This is a genomic window from Oceanobacillus sp. FSL W7-1309 (genome assembly GCF_038002145.1).
Lineage (GTDB): Bacteria > Bacillota > Bacilli > Bacillales > Amphibacillaceae > Oceanobacillus > Oceanobacillus profundus.
Window position 1 is genome coordinate 833785 of record NZ_JBBOBX010000001.1, and the last position, 19718, is coordinate 853502.

Consider the following 19718-nt stretch of genomic DNA (forward strand, 5'->3'; position numbering starts at 1 on the left):
AAAGGAGACAGAAAAAATGGGAAAAACATATGAAGGAAATGTAGTTGGTACAGATTTAAAAATCGGGATTGTAGTTGCCCGATTTAACGAATTTATTACGTCTAAATTATTGGATGGTGCACGTGATGCTCTGAAAAGACATGGTGTTGCTGAAGATAACATTGATATTGCATGGGTCCCAGGTGCGTTTGAGATTCCCTTAATTGCTCAGAAAATGGCAGCTCTTAATAAATATGATGCTATTATCACGTTAGGAACGGTAATTCGCGGCTCTACTCCACATTTTGATTATGTGTGTAATGAAGTAGCGAAAGGTGTTGCGAATGTATCGTTTCAAACGAGCAAGCCAATTATATTTGGCGTCCTGACAACTGAATCAATTGAACAGGCAATTGAACGTGCTGGGACAAAGGCTGGAAATAAAGGTGCTGAATCAGCTATTTCCGCTATTGAAATGGCGAATATGGTAAAACTGCTAGAAAATTAATTCAAAAACGGAGAGTGCAAGTTAAAGTTGCATTCTCCGTTTGTTGTCTATTTATTACACTGTAGCAGTACTTATTTTGTACCGAATAAACGGTCCCCAGCATCTCCAAGTCCAGGGACAATGTAGCCATGGTCGTCCAATTTCTCATCCATAGCCGCTAAATAAATGTCAACGTCTGGGTGATCTCTCTTAATGACCTCAACGCCCTCTGGTGCAGCAATTATACACATGAGACGAATGTTTTTTGCACCACGCTTCTTCAATGAATGGATGGCATCATTTGCTGATCCACCAGTTGCCAGCATCGGGTCAATTACAATCAGCTCACGCTCATTAATATCCGAAGGTAATTTAATATAGTATTCAACAGGCTTTAATGTTTCTGGATCACGGTATAGACCAACATGTCCAACTTTTGCTGCCGGAATAAGCTTACGTACGCCATCAACCATCCCGATTCCAGCACGAAGAATTGGAACAAGTCCTATTTTCTTTCCTGCCAATGTTTTCGATTTGGCAATAGTTACGGGTGTCTCCACTTCTACTTCCTGTAACGGCAGGTCTCTTGTAATTTCAAAAGCCATTAGCATCGCAACTTCATCAACAAGTTCGCGGAATTCTTTTGTTCCTGTGTTCTTATCTCTTATGTACGTTAATTTATGTTGAATTAACGGATGATCAAATACAAAAACATTTCCCATTGTAGATCACTCCTTCAGAATTAGTTATATCCCTAAAATTGTACTGAAAAACAAGCGAGCTTTCAAGTTTAGTTTTATTCTTGTTATAAAAACGTAACAAAGGATACTCCGAAAACCGGAATATCCTCGTCTACTACTTATGCATATTGTGTATATAATGGAAATTTCTCTGTTAAAGCAGCCACTCGTTTTGCAGCCTCTTCTAATACTGCTTCATCTTCATAATTTTTTAATGTCAATGAAATAATGGCAGCAATTTCTTTCATCTCTTCTTCACCAAAACCTCTCGATGTGACAGCAGCGGTACCAATACGGACTCCGCTTGTTACAAATGGACTCTCCGTATCAAATGGAATTGTATTTTTATTTGTTGTAATGCCAATATCATCTAGAGCCTTTTCAGCAACTTTTCCAGTCAGGTTAAGTGGTGTTACATCCAATAAGAGCAAATGATTATCTGTTCCGCCTGAAACGATGCGAATTCCTTCTTCAGTCAATGCTTCACCAAGAACTTTTGCATTGTTAATAATGTTATTCGCATATTCTTTAAATTCATCGGATAATGCTTCCTTAAAGGATACCGCTTTTGCTGCGATAATATGCATCAATGGTCCACCTTGGATACCCGGGAAGATAGATTTATCGATTTGCTTCGCATATTCTTCTTTACATAAAATCATTCCACCACGCGGTCCACGCAATGTTTTATGTGTTGTAGTCGTAACAAAGTCAGCATATGGAACAGGATTTTGATGAAGTCCAGCAGCTACAAGGCCCGCAATATGTGCCATATCCACCATTAGATAAGCATCTACCTCGTCAGCGATTTCACGGAATTTCGCAAAATCAATATGACGTGAATATGCACTTGCACCAGCTACAATTAACTTCGGCTTTACTTCTTTTGCTTTTGCTAAAACAGCATCATAATCTATTTTTTCGGTTTCTTTATCGACACCATAGTCAACGAAATTGTAAAGCTTTCCACTGAAGTTTACAGGACTTCCATGTGTCAAATGTCCACCATGATTCAAATTCATTCCAAGTACTGTATCACCAGGCTCTAAAATAGAGAAATACACACCCATATTCGCCTGTGCACCAGAATGAGGCTGAACATTAACATGATCCGCACCGAAAAGCTCTTTTGCACGGTCACGAGCTAAATCTTCTGCAACGTCAACATACTCACAACCACCATAATATCGTTTATTTGGATACCCTTCCGCATATTTATTCGTTAACACAGAGCCCATTGCTTCCATTACAGCTTCAGACACGAAGTTTTCAGATGCGATCAGTTCGATCTTATCCTGCTGACGCTTTTTCTCCGCTTGAATTGCTTCATATATTTCTACATCTGCTTGTTTAACATGTTCCATAAGTAAAGCCTCCTATGTATAAGAATATTTTAAAGCTATATAAAAGTTGTTCAAAAAGTCCGGTAAAAATGACACGTTGAGAGCAGGGGACCTTCAACTAACTACCGACACGTCCTGTGTCGAACGTCGAAGTCACCACATTCTGTGGAAGCTCGTTGGCTTGAACTTCTTGGTCCTTTTTATCCTCCTTTTAAACTATATTATAAGGAGATAGATTCTCCCATTAATAACTTATTTGCAGCTATCATTCAATCTTGTATTCTCATAATTTGCTCGGTGACCACCAATTAGTTTTGGACGAGTTCTTGCGGCAGTAATACGCGCATTCCCAATGAATTTCTCGTTAAATCGAAGTGGAACAGCTACATGCTTTAAATGCATCCCAATCATCGTTTCTCCAATATCTATTCCCGCATGCGCGTGTACTGTTTCAACCACAACTGGATCTTCCATATGCTTATATGCATATGAAGCCATCGATCCACCAGCTGCAGGAATTGGGATAACGGAAACTTCTTCCAACTGATAGGCAGTGGCAGCTTCTCTTTCAACTACAAGTGCTCGATTCAAATGCTCACAGCATTGAAATACAAGACGAATGCCAGTCTGTTGCTGTAATACTTGTAACGCTTTAAAAATAACTGCTGCAATCTGTTCGCTTCCAGATGTTCCAATATGCTTACCGGCAACTTCACTTGTAGAGCATCCAACTACAAATAATTCATCACGTCGCAAATAACCCGTTTTCATCCATTGCACAACAATTGAGGTCATATCTTGCTGTATATTTTCATATGCCATTTATTCTTCACCTTCCATTGATTTATGTCAAGCATCAAAGGACCCAAGTTTACGTCCTAAAAATGTACACCTAATTCTAATTGTACAAAGAATAGCACCGTATGACCATTGTTAAGCGAATAGATGTTAGAAAACCTTAAATTGGTTAATTTGCTTGTTTAAACTTTGAGCTTGCTCTTCCATCTTTTGAGCTAGCTGGTCTACTTGTTCCATCGTGGAAACTTGCTCCTGAATAGCGGCATTCACTTCCTCTGTTCCTGCAGATGTTTCCTCAGCGATCGCAGCAACCTCTTGTGACTGCCTTACCGTATCCTGAATCGATTCTAATTGCTTATCGACAAGACTTGTAATCATATCAATTTCCGATGCCACATCATTTACCGAACCAGACATTTGCTCAATTGTTCTGTTCGTGCCTTCTCCATTTTCTGCTTCTTTTTTTGCGTACATAACATTATCGTTTATTTTTCTTACTACTAAATTCACATCTTCTTGAATCGCTTCTATCAAACTAGAAATGCGCTGTACTGCTTGAGCACTTTGATCAGCTAACTTGCGGATTTCCTCGGCAACAACAGCAAATCCCCTTCCATGCTCCCCGGCACGTGCTGCTTCAATGGATGCATTCAATGCTAACAGATTCGTTTGTTCTGCGATTTCACCAACCATTGTGATAATCGATTCAACTTGTATCGCATTTTGCTTTAAGTGATCAACGTCTTTTAAAGAAAGTTCTTGATCTTGTGCTAATTTTTGAATACCTTTTACGAGCTGGTTCACGACAATTTTACTTTCATTGAGTGTCTCAAGCATTGCACTTGATTTAACTTTCGATTGTTCTGCTTTTTCCTGCACTTTTTTGGCTAGCTCAGTAGCAACTTCTACAGCCTCTGCCGTATTCTGGATTGCTTCTGAGGAATTTTCCGCACCTTTGGAAATTTCATAGACCGAAGTACCTATAGCAGCGGAATGCTGTGCCGCTGAATGAGATGCTTCTTTCATCTGAATAACAGTCTCATTCGTACTTTCAAAATGCTTATCAATGTTATGTACCATTGCGTTTAGGTTATTTAGCATAGTATCGACAGCTATGGAAAGATCACGAATTTCATCATGTGACTTCGGAATATGTACTTCTTGATTTAAGTTTCCTTTCGCCGCTTCGGACGCAACCTTCTCTAAACTTTCCATCGGCTTTGTAATTACTCGCGCTGCAAAGAATGCCAGAATACCAGACCAAATAACTCCAAGCAGCAAAATAATAATCGTATACCACTCGATTGTAATAGACCAATAGGCTTGTACATAATCATATAATACATAAATGAATAGCGCACTAAATGTATATGTTATAATGGCCAATATGGTCGTAAAGATTACGAGTTTCAAACGCAAACTAAACTTATAGCTTTTCTCCATGCCGTTCTCCTCCGACTACTACTGTATTTTTTTAATCAGCAGGTCAATATATTTTTCTAGTTCTTTCAACGTCTCCCGATAAATTTCCAAGCTTCCACCAAATGGGTCAGAAATATCATACGTGATCAAATTCGCTTCAAGCCCCCGAATCATTGCCAATTCATGCCTTAGATACTCCTGAAGTTGTTGCTGAAGCTCTATTCTGTCCATTTCACCCTTATTTTGTTGGATAAATAGGGCACGTTTTACTTCTAGATCTGCATACGCCTTTTGCAATTCCTGCCATACTTGTTTATCGGCTTCTGAAACATATTCTTTTAGCGTATAAAAATTATTCTGATAATCGGGAAAGTCAATAATCAAAGATTGTTTGTGCCCGGTAGTCATTGTTAACACAACGTCCGCCCAAGCAAGTAATTCTTTCGTCACTGGTTGTGATTTGTGTTCGCACTGGATTCCACGTTCTTGCAAGGATTGAATCGCAAACCCATTGGCATGTAGATTGTTGCTCGCAAAAACCCCAGCGGATTGCGTGCTTGCTTCGGGCATTTTTTCCTTTAATAAAGCTTCCGCCATTGGACTTCTGCACGTATTTCCAGTACAGACAAATAATATATTCATGAAACGCCCTCCATCTTGGAACTCTACGACAAATATACCATATTTCCAATTAACTTGTTAGATAAAATAATTTACTTTTCCTTTCGAATTAAAGCTCTTCATTAGAATACTGGGTATTCGTTAAAAGGATTCTTACCAAAGCGTTCTTACCCTACTTAAGAGCCCTTAACTATTAACTTTAGAGCACAAGCTTCCTGAGTGAATGGCTTAGTTGTACTTATCCAAGTAAGATTGTTTGTCAAAAAAAGACTCCAGCACCCAGCCGGAATCTCCTATTAGCTAAATAACATATATAATCCAAAACAACATAAGATACTGCCACCAAGTAGTTCGCTGTATACACCAAGATAGCTCTGTACTTTTCTGCCAAGCAGCATTCCGAGACACGCAAGAAAAGCACTACTAATGCCAAATAGGATTAAAGTTAGAATTACATGAACACCTGATAACCCAAGACCCAGTCCTACAGTAAAGCTATCTAAACTAACCGTAAATGCGATTAAAAGCAGACTTAGCCCAATTGGACGCATTCTCTTCTGCACCTCATGGCTAAATGCGGAGAAAAACATTTGCGCACCTATACCAAACAATAAAGCACCACTTGCTAGAGTTGTTAAATTTCCAATTTGTTCTGAAATCACTTTTCCAAGCATTATTCCGAAAAACGGCATGATGATATGGAAAACACCGATGGTCATGCTAACAAGAGCGATTCGTTTTAAACGTAATTTTACGAGACCTATCCCAAGGCTAATCGAAAATGCATCCATACCAAGCGCAATGGAAACAACGAGTAATGATGCGATTTCACCAGAAAAAAACATTCACAAATCCCCCTTGGACATGCTTGTTAACTATATGCATGTCCAACAGAAGATATGAATGTCTTTCACTAAAATTCCTGTTCTATATGAAGGTTTATTAGGTTAGAACTATGGTTACCAACGAGCTTTAGACTACATCTAACGTATGATTTCACTAGCTGCTTTCTTCAGGCGATTCATAACCGCTTGGCCGATTCCTTCTTCGGAAAATGCCTCACAAATAATAACATCTGCATCCCCTTGTTTAAAAGCTCGCAGACCATCATACAAGTTAGATGCAATCTCATGTAAATTTGCTCCCAGGTTGCGAATTTCTACGCGGTGCAGTTGCCTTGCTATTTGCTCACTAGCTAATACTCCAACCCGATTCCCTTTTATTTGCTGCTCATCAATCGTTGCTTGCATTCGTGCTGCCGTACCAGCTACAAGCAATAAAGGTACCTCTGGTGAATAATGCTTGTATTTCATCCCTGGCGATTTCGGCTTTTCCTTTTCATTTGCAAGACCAGGATCGATCATAACAGTCCCCACAACCGCTTCGAGCTGCTGTTTCGTCACTCCGCCAGGACGTAAAATAATGGGAATATCCTGTGTGCAATCAATTACTGTCGATTCCAAACCCACACCGGTTGGTCCACCATCTATTAACCCAGCAATTTTCCCTTGAAGATCTTCCCACACGTGTTCAGCGTTTGTCGGACTTGGCTTACCAGAGAGATTGGCACTTGGTGCTGCCACTGGTATGTCAGCTAACTGTAAAAGCTGCTGTGCTACTGGGTGATCAGGTATCCGAACTCCGACTGTAGATAACCCCGCAGTAACATTTTCCGCACATGCTCCATTACTCGGAAGAACAAATGTAAGTGGACCAGGAGTAAATGCATCGATTAGTTTTTCAGCGTAAGTCGGTAAGTTATCCACAAGTCGTCTCAATTGTTCCACAGTTGCGACATGTGCAATTAATGGATTATCTTGCGGACGTCCTTTCGCCTTGAAAATTTCCGCAACAGCTGCTTCATTGGTTGCATCAGCCCCTAATCCATAAACTGTTTCTGTAGGAAACGCAACGGTATTACCTTCTTTTATTAGTGTAGCAGCTTCAGCAATAGACTGCTTATTATAGCTTTCATCATTTTGTATATTCCAGCGTTTTGTTTCTATCATTTTGCTACCTCATTTCTTAATTCTATTCTAGAGGATTGAGGCACATAACGCAAAATGTGGATAACGTAAATTTGGAAGTGACACTTATGCACATCCAAATGAATGTTACCCACAAATACACATACTTATAAACATTTTCCCAACACATTATTCACAAGAGACTGTGGATAATGTGTATAATCATTAAGAAACATTATATGCCCACCAACTTCCACCTTTTACAGGATATTTTTCCTCTGATAGACTTTGAGTTTGCGGATAAAACTGCAGGGCCTCTAACAGCAAGTCTACTACAGGCTGATGGCTATGAACATAAACACTTTTTGCATTACGATCCTTTGCAAGTACTAAGATGGCCTCCAATAAAAACGGGAGCTTTCCAGCTTCTGATTGCGTAATATACAGCTGCTTCAGCCAGTAAATGCCTTCTTCTACTTGGTCTAGAATAAAACATCCTTCAATTGCATTATTCAATTCAACCACATAACCATTTTCAAATACCCTATTTTTATTCACATCTGGATTCTTGTTAAAAAATGCTTCCAATTGTTCATAGGACACGTCTCTCGCAAGAATGAGTTTCAATAGTCTCACCTCTACAAATAAATTTTTAATAGAATTATGATTTACCTTTTCTTCCATTCTATGCATTTACTAGAGAGACTATGACCAGCCAAACCATTCAAATAAGAAAAATTTAATTTCCGTTTCTTCTTCTTCAACCTCTTCCTCTACTACGGTATCTGCGTCTGCTGCCTCCGCTACCGTTGTGCCTCCTGAAAAGTCGAGAAAGCAGAGAGGCGGGAATAATACACACCACCAGTTTGAGCCGTTTCCTTCTCCTAACGTTATTAAAATTGCTTCGTATTCACCAGCTGGATATAAAAAGGAACCGTAAAGCTTCGCTGGAAATGTTATATTTTTTCCATATTCGACACTGTAATCATTCTCTGTTCCTTGTTCATCAATTGTGCTTTTCACTATTTGTTCCAATTCAGGAATACGAGATTCAATTAATGCACGCGCTTCATCGATATCCGTAATGTGCTGTACCCATTCTGTGACCACTTCATTAACACGGTCGCGGACTTCAAGTTTTAGCGCTTGGTCTTGCTCATTATCACTATTTGCAAGTATTCGCAAACGAATTGCTTCATCTGGAATTACTTGATAATCTTCTTCATTCTTTAGTTCCTTGCTTACTCCATTTAATGGCAACGAAAAATATAATACAAAACATATAAGTACAAAAAATACTAGCTTTTTCATTTCGTAATTCTCCTCTCCAACTCCTTAATTGCAAGTATGGACAGGTCAAAATGATTTTAAACTAGTATTCTAGCAAATTCTTATATTTATTTTATCTTTGCTGAGACAATCCGATTCTTGCCATTAATATCCTGAATTGTATTAATGGTGCTTTCTGAAAAGGTTTCTTGAATAAGTGCATAAACTGCTTCACTTTGTTCATACCCAATTTCAAACGCTAATTGTGCTGGTCTTTTTGTAGCCTGTGGTGCCTGAGCAATTATTTTTTGATAAGCGGCTAGTCCATCGGCATCAGCAAACAGCGCTAGTTCCGGGTCAAAATTTTTCACTGTATCCGATAGCTCAGGAGCTTCTGATTTTGCAATATACGGTGGATTGGACACTAAGATGTCTACCTGGATGTCTTTTTCAATTGCAGGCTGTAAAAAATCCCCTTGCAGAAAATGAACATCTGCTCCTAGCTGCTTGGCATTTTGTTCAGCAACTTCTAACGCGTTTTTTGAAATATCTGTAGCGTACACAATCGAATTCGGTATTTCTAATGCTAGTGTAATTGCGATAATGCCACTTCCTGTACCAATATCAATAATCGTCAGTGGGTCTCCCCCCGATGTGTCAGTAGATTGAATAATATGCTGAACGAGCTCTTCTGTCTCTGGTCTTGGAATTAGTACATGTTCATTCACGATAAATTCTCTGCCATAGAATATTTCATGGCCTATTAAATGCTGGACAGGGATACCAGTTTTTGCATGTTTTTCAACAGCTGCTTTGAATTTATCCACAATCTCAATTGGAACAGGATCTCGCATCAGCATGTAAAATTGCTGCCGATCTACTCCTAAATAATATTGTAAAAGTATCTCTGCAACTCTAGATTCACGGTGATGTTTTTCTAAAAAAAGAGAAGCCCAGCGCAGGACTTCGAATTGTTTTTGTTCGTGTGTCATCTTATTCACCAATTTGTTCTAGTTTTTTAGTTTGTTCTTCCATTACAAGTGCATCGATGAATTCGTCTAACTTTCCTTGCATGATTTGATCAAGTTTTTGGATCGTCAAACCGATACGGTGGTCTGTTACACGGTTTTGCGGGAAATTGTACGTACGAATACGCTCAGAACGATCTCCTGTTCCAACTGCGGATTTTCTGTTTTCATCATATTCTGCTTGTGCTTCTTGTTGGAATTTATCATAAACACGGGCGCGAAGCACTTTCATCGCTTTTTCTTTATTCTTAATTTGCGATTTTTCATCTTGAATGGAAACAACAATACCTGTCGGCTCATGCGTCAATCGAACAGCAGACATTGTTGTGTTTACACTTTGTCCACCAGGTCCACTGGATGCAAATGTATCAACACGAATATCTTTTTCATGAATCTCAACCTCTACTTCTTCAGCCTCTGGAAGTACAGCAACAGTCGCGGTAGATGTATGAATTCGACCTCCAGATTCCGTCTCTGGTACCCGCTGCACCCGATGTGCTCCATTTTCATATTTCAGCTTGGAATAAACATCGTTCCCATTTATCATAAAGATTATTTCTTTATAACCACCGACACCAGTAGAGCTCGCTTCCATTACTTCAATTTTCCAGCCTTGGCTCTCTGCATAACGAGAATACATCCGATATAAATCTCCAGCAAATAACGCAGCTTCATCCCCGCCTGCTGCACCTCGAATTTCCATAAATACGTTTTTATCATCGTTTGGATCTTTTGGCAGGAGGAGGATTTTCATTTTACCCTCTAAATCTGCTTTTGATTCACTTAGCTCATCAATTTCCATTTTTACCATTTCATACATTTCTTCATCCAATTTATCATCAAGCATTACCTTGGCATCTTGGAGTTGGGACGTCACATCTTTATATTCACGATAAGCTTGAACAACATCTTCTAGACCTGATTGTTCCTTGGAATACTCACGCAACTTATTTGTATCACTAATAATATCCGGATCACTTAGCATCTCATTCAATTTATTATAACGATCTTCTAATGTTTGTAAACGATCTAACATTCACGTACACCTCTTTCTGATTAACAGTCTAATTATATTATAACCATGGAACATGGTCAATTAGTGGCGGGTGGTTTTCAGACGTGATAGAGGTACTCGGGCATTGGGTGGTGTCTTATTTGCGGGAATGGTGTCTTAAGCGGCAGGCATGGCGTCTTATTTGCGGGAATGGTGTCGTGTATTCTTAATTTGTTCACAGTTTTGTTTGTTGACGCTGCAGTTAAACCTTGGTAGATTGTTGTTAGAAGTTGAATTTTTTATAAAACTAATAAAAATGGGGCTGGATAATTAATGATTCCAAAGTATTTAAAAGTAGGCTTTTGGCTTGTTTGTATTTTTACATTAATAGCTTGTGGATCAAATAATCAAGTGGATGAAGGTGACGGAGAACTACTATCATTAGATGTTGAATTTGAATTGCCAGAGCAGGCAGAAGTTGGAGAAACAGTTGAATTAAAAGCTACTGTTACATATGGTAATGAAATGGTTACCGACGCTGATGAAGTCGTATTTGAACATTGGTTAACAGGAAATGAAGATGACAGTACAATGTTGGAGTCAACCAATCATGAGGACGGTACATATACAGCAAAAGTAACATTTGAAGAAGATGGTGTTTATGAAATCTATGCCCATACAACAGCACGAGATTTGCACACGATGCCGAAGAAGTCCATTACTGTAGGTGATGGACAAGCAGAATCAAACAATGTTTCTGAACATGAACACAATCATCATGCAGAAGGTTTTGTCATCCATTTAATGGAGCTAAATGAAGTTAAGCTTGCCGAGGAAGTGGATTTTGTTGTCCATTTACAAATGGATGAAGTACCCTTCGAGAATGCTACTGTTCGCTATGAAATATGGAACACGGAAAATGAAGACGAAAGAAAGTGGATTGACGCATCTGAAACGAAGGCAGGGGAATACACAGGTGCACATACGTTTGATGAAGCCGGAGCATATACAATTAACATTCATGTCAAAGATGATGAGAATTTGCATGAGCATCAAGACTTTACTTTTGAAGTAGTTAAATAACAAAAGATTATGATTGAGAGCTGACCGTAATACGATCAGCTCTTTTTTTATGTTCCTTATGGGTAACATGATGTTATTTTTAGCAGCCCTTGCACTCTGGAGCAACAAGCCTTTAGGTGAATGACTTAGATGCACTTATGCAGTTAGAAACGTTTTAATCTATCTGCCCAAACAAAAAGCACCCATTTGGGCGCTCTCGTTTTACTTTATTGCATTTTCTAGGTTCCGATTAAAATTTCTTTTGGGCTTCTTTGGAACCTCATGGTGATGGCGGCATCTTGGCTCATACGATTCAGATGCACCAACAAGAATAATTGGATCATCGTAGGATGCAGGACTGCCGTCAATCAAACGTTGAGTACGGCTTGCTGGTGAGCCACACACAGGACAAATGGCGTTTAGCTTTGTTACAGATTCACTTAATGCCATGAGCTTGGGAACTGGACCGAATGGTTCACCACGGAAATCTGTATCCAGACCCGCAGTAATCACCCGAATTCCACGGTTTGCAAGCTCTTCGACTATTTCTATAACATTTGAATCGAAAAATTGTACTTCATCAATCCCAACAATGTCAACATGGTCATCAATATGTTCTAGAATCTCTACAGAATTATGGATCGGACGAGCAATGGTTGAAGAGCCGTTATGGGAAACGACAGCTGTATCATCGTAGCGATTGTCTATTGCTGGTTTGAATACACGGACGGTTAGATTGGCATATGTCGCTCTGCGAACACGACGGATTAATTCCTCTGATTTACCAGAGAACATACTGCCACATATGACTTCAACCCAACCACTTTGCTTCATTACATACATGCAGGAGAACTCCTCTCATAACGTTGGCTAATCTTTATGTACAGTGTATAGTTTACCACTATATTCGATAAGACTAACCCTTTTTTCGGATAATATTAGAAAGTTTGGCATTTGTTAAAGGGATGCTTACGAAAGCGCTCTTTGCTTTTTTTGAAGACCTTATACTTTGAAGCGCAAGCCATTGGACAGATGCCTTCGTTGCACTTATACATAAAGGACCGTTCGATGCGTTCCCTTCTGCAAAGTAAAAAAACAGGCAAAATAGAGACATTTTGCCTGTCCTTTTAAAAGCTAAAACAAATTACTTCAGCCCTTTTACGTCTAACTTAAAGTCGCATTAAGCATGCTACGACTTTTATTTCAATCCAGCTTCAAGCGCTAGCGACTCGAGACATAACCCATAAACACTCCGAGCACCAAAATTCAGGAGCTCTAAAGTTTCTGACCTATGCTTTTCGTCGCTGAACAAGCTCTTTCAGCTTTTTACTTCATATTATATTTCTTCTTGAATCGATCTACACGTCCGCCTACTTTATCAGCTTTTTGCTTACCTGTGTAGAATGGATGTGAATCTGAGCTGATCTCAACTTTGATTAATGGGTATGTGTTACCATCTTCCCACTCGATTGTCTCGTTAGATTCTTTTGTTGAACCACTCAAGAATTTGTAATCTGAACTTGTATCAAGAAAGACTACTTTTTTGTATTCTGGATGAATATCCTTTTTCATGTCTTCCACTCCTTTTTGCCCTGAGACCTGAGGAAACAGAGTTATTGTAAGAGCCGTCATAGGCATAATGCCTTTTCTAAACTCACATAGAAAGATTATAACAGTATGAAGGAATGATTGCAATAGAGGTTATTCAAAAAATCCGGTAAAATGACACATCGAATTTCTCCCTTAGCCCTTCAAACTTTCTTCCTGAATACATACTAAACGGATAACGTATTTATTTCGTCATGCCTTTTCTTTTCATTTCCTCATCCATTAATTGCAGAAATTCTTCGTTGCTCTTTGATGCTTTTAAGCGTTTTAGGAAGCGTTCAAGGAAGTCATGTGAATCTTGCATTGTTTTGCGGATTGCCCACATTTTATCAAGATGCCCTTTGTTAACAAGCAACTCTTCTTTACGCGTACCAGAACGTAAAATATCAATTGCAGGGAAAATTCTGCGTTCTGCTAATTGTCGATCAAGATGCAGTTCCATATTACCTGTCCCTTTAAACTCTTCATAAATAACATCATCCATACGAGAACCTGTATCAACTAAAGCTGTTGCTAAAATGGTGAAGCTACCGCCCTCTTCAATGTTACGTGCGGCACCAAAGAACCGTTTCGGACGATGGAAAGCAGCCGGATCTATACCACCTGAAAGTGTACGTCCACTAGGTGGGATAACAAGGTTATATGCTCGCGCCAGTCTCGTAATACTATCCATCAAAACGATAACATCACGCTTATGCTCAACAAGTCGCATTGCACGTTCTAATACTAGTTCAGATACTTTAATATGACTTTCTGGAACTTCATCAAATGTGGAGCTAACAACATCTACATCTGGATCTACAGAGCGTTCGATATCGGTAACCTCTTCTGGTCGCTCATCCACCAATAAAATAATAAGTTTTGCTTCTGGATGATTCTTCGAAATACTATTTGCGATTTCTTTGATCAGCATCGTTTTCCCAGCTTTTGGCGGTGCAACAATTAATCCACGCTGTCCAAAACCTACTGGAGTCATGAGATCCATAATTCTCGTTGATAGTTTGTTCGTTATCGTTTCCAGCTTGATTACACGATTCGGATAAAGTGCTGTCAATGCTGGAAAATGCACTCGCTCCTTCGATGAATCTGGATCTTCACCATTAACTGCATCTACATGCAATAAGCCATAATAACGTTCATTTTCCTTCGGAGGACGTACCTTACCAGAAACTTTATCACCATTTCTCAGATCAAAACGGCGAATTTGTGATGCGGATATATAAATATCTTCTGCACTCGGGGAATAATTGATCGGTCGTAAAAACCCAAATCCTTCTGAAGGAATAATCTCCAAAACACCATCCATAAACAGAAATCCATCTTTTTCTGCCTGTGCTTTCAAAATAGCAAAAATAAGTTCTTTTTTGGTTAATTTCGCATAATAAGATACTTTAAATTCTTTTGCTAAAGCATAAATTTCTTTTAATGTCATCGTTTCTAAATTAGAAATTGTTAATGCTTCCATTCAATCACCACGCCTATTCCTATACATCTTCTCTTAGAGAGATTTATTTTACTACGTTTACACTAATGTTGCGAAAAAGCTCTTCTACAACAGTAATGAACTAATATAAATTCGTAATTTCAATGATTCCACTTTTTATTGGTAGGATCGTCCTTGAAGAAATGCAGAGTTTAACAGAAGCTTTAGTAGAAGTCTATCGATTAAGTTTCTCCGTTGGTAATCTTATCTGGTATAAGTTAACGTATAAATAGATTAGCCAAGTTATGCCTGTATTAAACATATATTATATTACTCTTTTAATCACTAATATTCAATATCATTTTTAAGAAAATAGACATAATCAAGTACATCTTTTGTTTCCCTTGTAAAACTTTCCTTTTTCATAGCTTTATATAGTGGTAGAAAAGGAAGCCAAATCTGGCTTCCTTTTTTCATTTTGCTTTAGCTGGAGGTGGGCTTTCATTCAAAATCGAGTTAAAAAATCAAAACTACTTGCTGAAAATTAATTCAAGAATTAATTACCATGTTCGGTTTCTTTTGCAGACTATGCTCACCATCAATAAAACGCACAGTGCCACTTTTGGCTCGCATAACCAGAGATTGTGTGGTAGCTTTAGATCCTTTAAATTGGACACCTTTTAGTAGTTCTCCATCTGTAACCCCTGTAGCTGCAAAAATAGCATCATCGCCACTACAGAAATCATTCATGCAAAATACTCTATTTAAGTCGCTTATCCCCATTTCTACACAACGCTCAATCTCATCATCATTTGAAGGTACAAGTTTTCCTTGCAACTCCCCTCCTAAACATTTAAGTGCTACTGCTGCTAATACGCCCTCTGGTGCTCCACCCGATCCGAGCAGAATATCAACACCGGTATTCTCAAATGCCGTATTAATCGCAGCAGCAACATCTCCAGCAGGTATGAGTTTAATTCTTGCACCGGATTCACGAATTTCCTGAATTAATTTTGCATGACGCGGGCGGTCAAGCACGGTTGCAACAACGTCTTCTATATCTTTATTTTTTGCTCTTGCAACTGCTTGTAGATTATCCATCGTTGGTGCATTGATATCAATCATGCCTATTGCTTCGGGACCAACCGCAATTTTATTCATGTACATATCTGGTGCATGCAACAATGTTCCTTTATCAGCTATCGCAATAACAGAGAGTGCGTTCCAGGAGCCTTGTGCAACAATATCCGTTCCTTCAAGGGGATCAACAGCAACATCGACTCCAGGCCCATCACCGGTTCCCAGCTTTTCACCAATATACAGCATCGGAGCCTCGTCCATTTCTCCTTCGCCAATTACTACTGTTCCTTGCATTGGAATTGTATCAAACACAGTACGCATTGCCATTGTTGCTGCATCATCAGCTTCAGCTTTAACGCCTCTCCCCATCCAACGTGCTGACTTTAATGCCGCAGCTTCTGTGACGCGAACTAACTCCATCGATAAACTTCTTTCCATGATTTCCATCTCCTTTTAGAGGTGCATTTTTTACATATACTCATCCCAAAAGCATATCTATAAAATGTGGAAATCGTTTTCGTTCCTGTGTGAGTTTACGTATCACATTAATTAACCAGTTTTAGCACAGTCCATTAGGAATTCTGAAAGGAAGCAATTTCTTTTTGCGTCATGTCTTTTCTCCAGATGTTAGCTCCAAGGCTTGTTAATTTATCTGTTATTTTTTCATAACCTCTATCAATGTGGTCGACACCTGTAATTTCTGTAATTCCATTAGCTGCCAAACCAGCAATGATCAGGGCAGCACCAGCCCGCAAATCGGATGCCTTTACTTTTGCTCCCTGTAGCTGTGTAGGTCCAGAGACGATTACAGATCCACCTTCTACTTTAATAAGAGCATTCATCCGTCTTAATTCGTCAATATGCTTTAAACGCGCAGAATAAATCGTATCAGTAATAACACCCGTACCTGTTACTTGAGTTAATAGCGATGTAAATGGCTGTTGAAGATCTGTCGGGAAGCCAGGATACACGAGTGTTTTGATATCAACGCTTTTCAGTGGCTTTCGATTAGCGATATACAGCTGTTCATCGCTCTCCTCAACCGTTACACCCATTTCGCGTAATTTTGCGATAAGCGATTCTATATGCTGGGAAATGACATTATCGATAACCACTTCTTTCCCTTGTGCTGCAGCTGCAATCGCATACGTCCCAGCTTCAATTCTGTCTGGAATGATTGTATGTTTACAGCCGTGAAGTGATGGTACACCTTCAATCCGAATAACATCAGTTCCTACACCTTTGATTTTCGCTCCCATATTCGTTAACAAGGTTGCAACATCAATGATTTCCGGCTCTTTTGCTGCATTCTCAATAATTGTTTTTCCTTTTGCTTTAACAGCAGCTAACATAATATTAATCGTTGCGCCGACACTTACCACATCCAAATAAATTCTGGCACCTCTCAACTCTTTGGCGCGCAGGTAAATTGCGCCTTGTTCATTGGTAACTTCGGCTCCAAGCGCTTCAAAGCCTTTAATATGTTGATCGATAGGACGTGGACCTAGATAGCAGCCACCAGGAAGCCCAATAACAGCTTTATTGAATTTCCCTAGCATCGCTCCCATAAAATAATAAGAAGCACGTAACTTCTTTACTTTGCCATTCGGTAAGGGCATTGCAATCATCTTTTCAGGTTGAATCGTTACATCCTGACCTTTCCAAGAAACACTTCCTCCGATTTCCTCCAAAAGGTCTCCAAGTGTATAGACATCAGAGATTTCCGGAAGGCCTTCAAGTGTCACAGTGGAATCTGCTAGAATGGATGCAGGCAGTAGTGCAACTGCACTGTTCTTTGCCCCACTAATTCGAACTTTGCCATTTAGTTCATGGCCACCTTCAATTAACAATTTTTGCATTTGAATACCTCGTTCCTGAGAGGTTGTCCAAAAAGTATTTGAACACACTTCATTTCGATTAATTATTGTTACACAAAATCAGGAATTTCCTGTTCTATGTATTTCCGCTTGCACGAAATATCTATAGATTATATCGTAAATTCCGAGCGAAACGAATTTATCGTTCTATTGAATGCATATCAATATTATCATTTTCATTTTTTCCAATTTCATGCAATTATTTTTATTTATTTTGGAATTATAATGTTTAAACACTGTGGATAACTTAGTTGCCGAAACAGCCGCGTCCACGAAGCGCTAAAGCTGTAGCGCAGACTTCGCCCCAGAGGCGCAGTCCGCACATCGCTAACAAGATGCTTCTGTTTTAGTTCTTATTCCAATCAGCTAAGAATTTCTCAATTCCTTGATCTGTTAGTGGATGCTTTACAAGACTAGACAATACATTATAGGGAATTGTTGCAATATGCGCTCCATGTATTGCGGCATCTGTTACATGTAATGGATGGCGAATAGATGCAGCGATAATTTCGGTACTGATATTGTGGCGTTCGAAGATTTCAGCAATGCTTGCAATTAAGGTCATTCCATCATGACCGATGTCATCCAAACGACCAAGGAATGGGGAAACGTATGTTGCACCAGCACGTGCGGCAAGCAATGCTTGATTTGCATTGAAAATTAACGTAACATTGGTCTTAATGTTTAAATCGCTAAACGTTTTAACCGCTTTCAGCCCCTCTAAAGTCATTGGAACTTTTACCGTTATATTTGGTGCAATTGCAGCAAGCTCTTTCCCTTCCTCAATCATACCTTCAGCATCTTCAGAAATGACTTCTGCACTTACAGATCCCGACACCTCAGCTGTAATCTCACGCAAGCGTTCATGAAAGGAGACTCCTTCTTTTGCAACAAGGCTTGGGTTCGTTGTAACACCAGCTAAAATTCCAAGTTCATTCGCATTACGAATTTCTTCAATGTTTGCTGTATCGATAAAAAACTTCATCTATTCCACACTCCCCATTATCTTCTATAGACTGGTAGGCTGAACCCGAAGGAACAGCCTGTCCAATTTAATGTATAGCTTAGATTGCTTTATTACGCTTGTTGTGATGAACCAAATTCACGCATTTTACCTTTAACCGTTTCTTTAATTGCTTCTGTACCTGGTCCAAGATATTTACGTGGGTCATATAATTCAGGCTTAGCGTTTAACACATTGCGAACAGCTTCTGCTTGAGCCATTTGGTTCTCTGTATTTACATTAATTTTTGCTGTTCCAAGTGAGATAGCCTTTTGAATGTCTTTTGTAGGGATACCAGTTCCACCATGTAATACCAATGGTACTTGAACAAGGTTTAGGATTTCTTCCATTTCAGTAAAGCCAAGATTTGGCTCTCCTTGATATGGACCATGAACAGAACCTAATGCTGGTGCTAAGCAATCTACTCCAGCTTCAGAAACGAGTTGTTTACACTCATCTTTGTCCGCATATTGAATTCCGCCGATAACACCATCTTCTTCTCCACCAACTGTACCAACCTCAGCTTCAACAGATACACCGTGAATATGAGCAAGCTCTACAACTTGTTTTGTAATGGCAACATTTTCTTCAATTGGTGAATGAGAAGCATCAATCATGACAGAAGTAAATCCAGCATGAATCGCTTCAGCACATTTTTGGAAGCTTGAACCATGGTCTAAATGGATTGCAACAGGCACAGTAGTACCATAGGATTCCATTAATGATTTAACCATTGCAACAACAACATTAAATCCTCCCATATATTTTCCAGCACCTTCAGAAACACCAAGTATCACTGGTGACTTTTCTTCTTCTGCTGCTTGTAGGATTGCTTGGATGTACTCCAAGTTGTTGATATTAAACTGACCTACTGCATAACCATTTTTTTTACCCTTTTCAAGCATTTCCTTCATAGATACTAATGGCATTAAAATATCCTCCTTAAATTATATTACCTAAACAACATTATTTACTTTCGTACATTATAAGAATACCAACTACCGTCTTCTCACGCAA

Annotated in this window: 20 protein-coding genes; 2 read left to right on the forward strand and 18 right to left on the reverse strand. The window is 39.2% G+C overall.

Annotation, left to right across the window (positions count from 1 at the left end; all coding sequences use genetic code 11):
• Positions 1-16: 16 nt before the first annotated feature.
• The gene (gene ribH / locus NST46_RS03760; RefSeq protein WP_095307831.1) at positions 17-487 is read left to right on the forward strand and encodes a 6,7-dimethyl-8-ribityllumazine synthase; all 471 of its coding nucleotides are present in this window, start codon (positions 17-19) and stop codon (positions 485-487) included.
• 71 nt (positions 488-558) lie between these two features.
• On the opposite strand, the gene upp is transcribed toward ribH, so the two are convergent.
• The 11 genes from upp to prfA form a co-directional block, all read right to left on the reverse strand.
• Positions 559-1188: a uracil phosphoribosyltransferase gene (gene upp, locus NST46_RS03765; RefSeq protein ID WP_095307830.1), complete on the reverse strand. Its 630-nt coding sequence runs from the start codon at positions 1186-1188 to the stop codon at positions 559-561.
• 137 nt (positions 1189-1325) lie between these two features.
• Entirely contained in the window at positions 1326-2570 is a 1245-nt protein-coding gene (glyA, locus tag NST46_RS03770; RefSeq protein ID WP_095307829.1) for a serine hydroxymethyltransferase, read from the reverse strand.
• 231 nt (positions 2571-2801) lie between these two features.
• Positions 2802-3371: a TIGR01440 family protein gene (locus NST46_RS03775; RefSeq protein WP_095307828.1), complete on the reverse strand. Its 570-nt coding sequence runs from the start codon at positions 3369-3371 to the stop codon at positions 2802-2804.
• Positions 3372-3497: 126 nt separating this feature from the next.
• Positions 3498-4790, reverse strand: a complete 1293-nt coding sequence (locus tag NST46_RS03780) for a methyl-accepting chemotaxis protein (RefSeq protein WP_095307827.1) — start codon at positions 4788-4790, stop codon at positions 3498-3500.
• Positions 4791-4808: 18 nt separating this feature from the next.
• Positions 4809-5411, reverse strand: a complete 603-nt coding sequence (locus NST46_RS03785) for a low molecular weight protein arginine phosphatase (protein WP_095307826.1) — start codon at positions 5409-5411, stop codon at positions 4809-4811.
• 275 nt (positions 5412-5686) lie between these two features.
• Entirely contained in the window at positions 5687-6235 is a 549-nt protein-coding gene (locus tag NST46_RS03790; protein WP_095307825.1) for a manganese efflux pump MntP, read from the reverse strand.
• A 138-nt stretch (positions 6236-6373) separates the two neighbouring features.
• On the reverse strand, positions 6374-7399 hold the full coding sequence (locus tag NST46_RS03795; RefSeq protein ID WP_095307824.1) for an L-threonylcarbamoyladenylate synthase: 1026 nt from the start codon (positions 7397-7399) through the stop codon (positions 6374-6376).
• A 183-nt stretch (positions 7400-7582) separates the two neighbouring features.
• Positions 7583-8041, reverse strand: a complete 459-nt coding sequence (locus NST46_RS03800) for a hypothetical protein (RefSeq protein WP_303448360.1) — start codon at positions 8039-8041, stop codon at positions 7583-7585.
• Positions 8042-8062: 21 nt separating this feature from the next.
• The gene (spoIIR, locus tag NST46_RS03805; RefSeq protein WP_095307822.1) at positions 8063-8668 is read right to left on the reverse strand and encodes a stage II sporulation protein R; all 606 of its coding nucleotides are present in this window, start codon (positions 8666-8668) and stop codon (positions 8063-8065) included.
• A gap of 86 nt (positions 8669-8754) precedes the next feature.
• Positions 8755-9618, reverse strand: coding sequence for a peptide chain release factor N(5)-glutamine methyltransferase (gene prmC / locus NST46_RS03810; protein ID WP_251660276.1), 864 nt, complete (start codon positions 9616-9618; stop codon positions 8755-8757).
• A gap of 1 nt (position 9619) precedes the next feature.
• Positions 9620-10690, reverse strand: a complete 1071-nt coding sequence (prfA, locus tag NST46_RS03815) for a peptide chain release factor 1 (protein WP_095307820.1) — start codon at positions 10688-10690, stop codon at positions 9620-9622.
• A 291-nt stretch (positions 10691-10981) separates the two neighbouring features.
• Here prfA and NST46_RS03820 point away from each other — a divergent pair, with 291 nt between their 5' ends.
• The gene (locus tag NST46_RS03820; protein WP_341136801.1) at positions 10982-11731 is read left to right on the forward strand and encodes a FixH family protein; all 750 of its coding nucleotides are present in this window, start codon (positions 10982-10984) and stop codon (positions 11729-11731) included.
• 201 nt (positions 11732-11932) lie between these two features.
• On the opposite strand, the gene NST46_RS03825 is transcribed toward NST46_RS03820, so the two are convergent.
• From NST46_RS03825 to fba, 7 genes are all read right to left on the reverse strand, one after another.
• A complete protein-coding gene (locus NST46_RS03825) occupies positions 11933-12553 on the reverse strand; it encodes a thymidine kinase (RefSeq protein ID WP_095307818.1) in 621 nt (206 codons plus the stop codon).
• 483 nt (positions 12554-13036) lie between these two features.
• The gene (locus tag NST46_RS03830) at positions 13037-13282 is read right to left on the reverse strand and encodes a type B 50S ribosomal protein L31 (RefSeq protein ID WP_095307817.1); all 246 of its coding nucleotides are present in this window, start codon (positions 13280-13282) and stop codon (positions 13037-13039) included.
• A gap of 220 nt (positions 13283-13502) precedes the next feature.
• Positions 13503-14783 (reverse strand): transcription termination factor Rho, encoded by a 1281-nt coding sequence (gene rho / locus NST46_RS03835; protein ID WP_095307816.1) that lies wholly within the window; start codon positions 14781-14783, stop codon positions 13503-13505.
• A 507-nt stretch (positions 14784-15290) separates the two neighbouring features.
• Positions 15291-16259, reverse strand: a complete 969-nt coding sequence (gene glpX / locus NST46_RS03840) for a class II fructose-bisphosphatase (protein ID WP_303448363.1) — start codon at positions 16257-16259, stop codon at positions 15291-15293.
• Positions 16260-16393: 134 nt separating this feature from the next.
• Positions 16394-17680 carry a UDP-N-acetylglucosamine 1-carboxyvinyltransferase gene (locus NST46_RS03845; protein WP_341136802.1) on the reverse strand — a complete coding sequence of 429 codons (1287 nt, stop codon included), beginning with the start codon at positions 17678-17680 and terminating at the stop codon, positions 16394-16396.
• A gap of 364 nt (positions 17681-18044) precedes the next feature.
• A complete protein-coding gene (gene fsa / locus NST46_RS03850; protein WP_095307811.1) occupies positions 18045-18683 on the reverse strand; it encodes a fructose-6-phosphate aldolase in 639 nt (212 codons plus the stop codon).
• Positions 18684-18775: 92 nt separating this feature from the next.
• Complete coding sequence (gene fba / locus NST46_RS03855; protein WP_095307807.1) at positions 18776-19630, reverse strand: class II fructose-1,6-bisphosphate aldolase; 855 nt, start codon at positions 19628-19630, stop codon at positions 18776-18778.
• Positions 19631-19718 lie beyond the last annotated feature (88 nt).

Coding starts and splice junctions, on each gene's coding strand:
- ribH (WP_095307831.1), top strand. CDS start 17: ATGGGAAAAACATATGAAGGAAATGTAGTTGGTACAGATTTAAAAATC.
- upp (WP_095307830.1), bottom strand. CDS start 1,188: ATGGGAAATGTTTTTGTATTTGATCATCCGTTAATTCAACATAAATTA.
- glyA (WP_095307829.1), bottom strand. CDS start 2,570: ATGGAACATGTTAAACAAGCAGATGTAGAAATATATGAAGCAATTCAA.
- NST46_RS03775 (WP_095307828.1), bottom strand. CDS start 3,371: ATGGCATATGAAAATATACAGCAAGATATGACCTCAATTGTTGTGCAA.
- NST46_RS03780 (WP_095307827.1), bottom strand. CDS start 4,790: ATGGAGAAAAGCTATAAGTTTAGTTTGCGTTTGAAACTCGTAATCTTT.
- NST46_RS03785 (WP_095307826.1), bottom strand. CDS start 5,411: ATGAATATATTATTTGTCTGTACTGGAAATACGTGCAGAAGTCCAATG.
- NST46_RS03790 (WP_095307825.1), bottom strand. CDS start 6,235: ATGTTTTTTTCTGGTGAAATCGCATCATTACTCGTTGTTTCCATTGCG.
- NST46_RS03795 (WP_095307824.1), bottom strand. CDS start 7,399: ATGATAGAAACAAAACGCTGGAATATACAAAATGATGAAAGCTATAAT.
- NST46_RS03800 (WP_303448360.1), bottom strand. CDS start 8,041: ATGGAAGAAAAGGTAAATCATAATTCTATTAAAAATTTATTTGTAGAG.
- spoIIR (WP_095307822.1), bottom strand. CDS start 8,668: ATGAAAAAGCTAGTATTTTTTGTACTTATATGTTTTGTATTATATTTT.
- prmC (WP_251660276.1), bottom strand. CDS start 9,618: ATGACACACGAACAAAAACAATTCGAAGTCCTGCGCTGGGCTTCTCTT.
- prfA (WP_095307820.1), bottom strand. CDS start 10,690: ATGTTAGATCGTTTACAAACATTAGAAGATCGTTATAATAAATTGAAT.
- NST46_RS03820 (WP_341136801.1), top strand. CDS start 10,982: ATGATTCCAAAGTATTTAAAAGTAGGCTTTTGGCTTGTTTGTATTTTT.
- NST46_RS03825 (WP_095307818.1), bottom strand. CDS start 12,553: ATGTATGTAATGAAGCAAAGTGGTTGGGTTGAAGTCATATGTGGCAGT.
- NST46_RS03830 (WP_095307817.1), bottom strand. CDS start 13,282: ATGAAAAAGGATATTCATCCAGAATACAAAAAAGTAGTCTTTCTTGAT.
- rho (WP_095307816.1), bottom strand. CDS start 14,783: ATGGAAGCATTAACAATTTCTAATTTAGAAACGATGACATTAAAAGAA.
- glpX (WP_303448363.1), bottom strand. CDS start 16,259: ATGGAAAGAAGTTTATCGATGGAGTTAGTTCGCGTCACAGAAGCTGCG.
- NST46_RS03845 (WP_341136802.1), bottom strand. CDS start 17,680: ATGCAAAAATTGTTAATTGAAGGTGGCCATGAACTAAATGGCAAAGTT.
- fsa (WP_095307811.1), bottom strand. CDS start 18,683: ATGAAGTTTTTTATCGATACAGCAAACATTGAAGAAATTCGTAATGCG.
- fba (WP_095307807.1), bottom strand. CDS start 19,630: ATGCCATTAGTATCTATGAAGGAAATGCTTGAAAAGGGTAAAAAAAAT.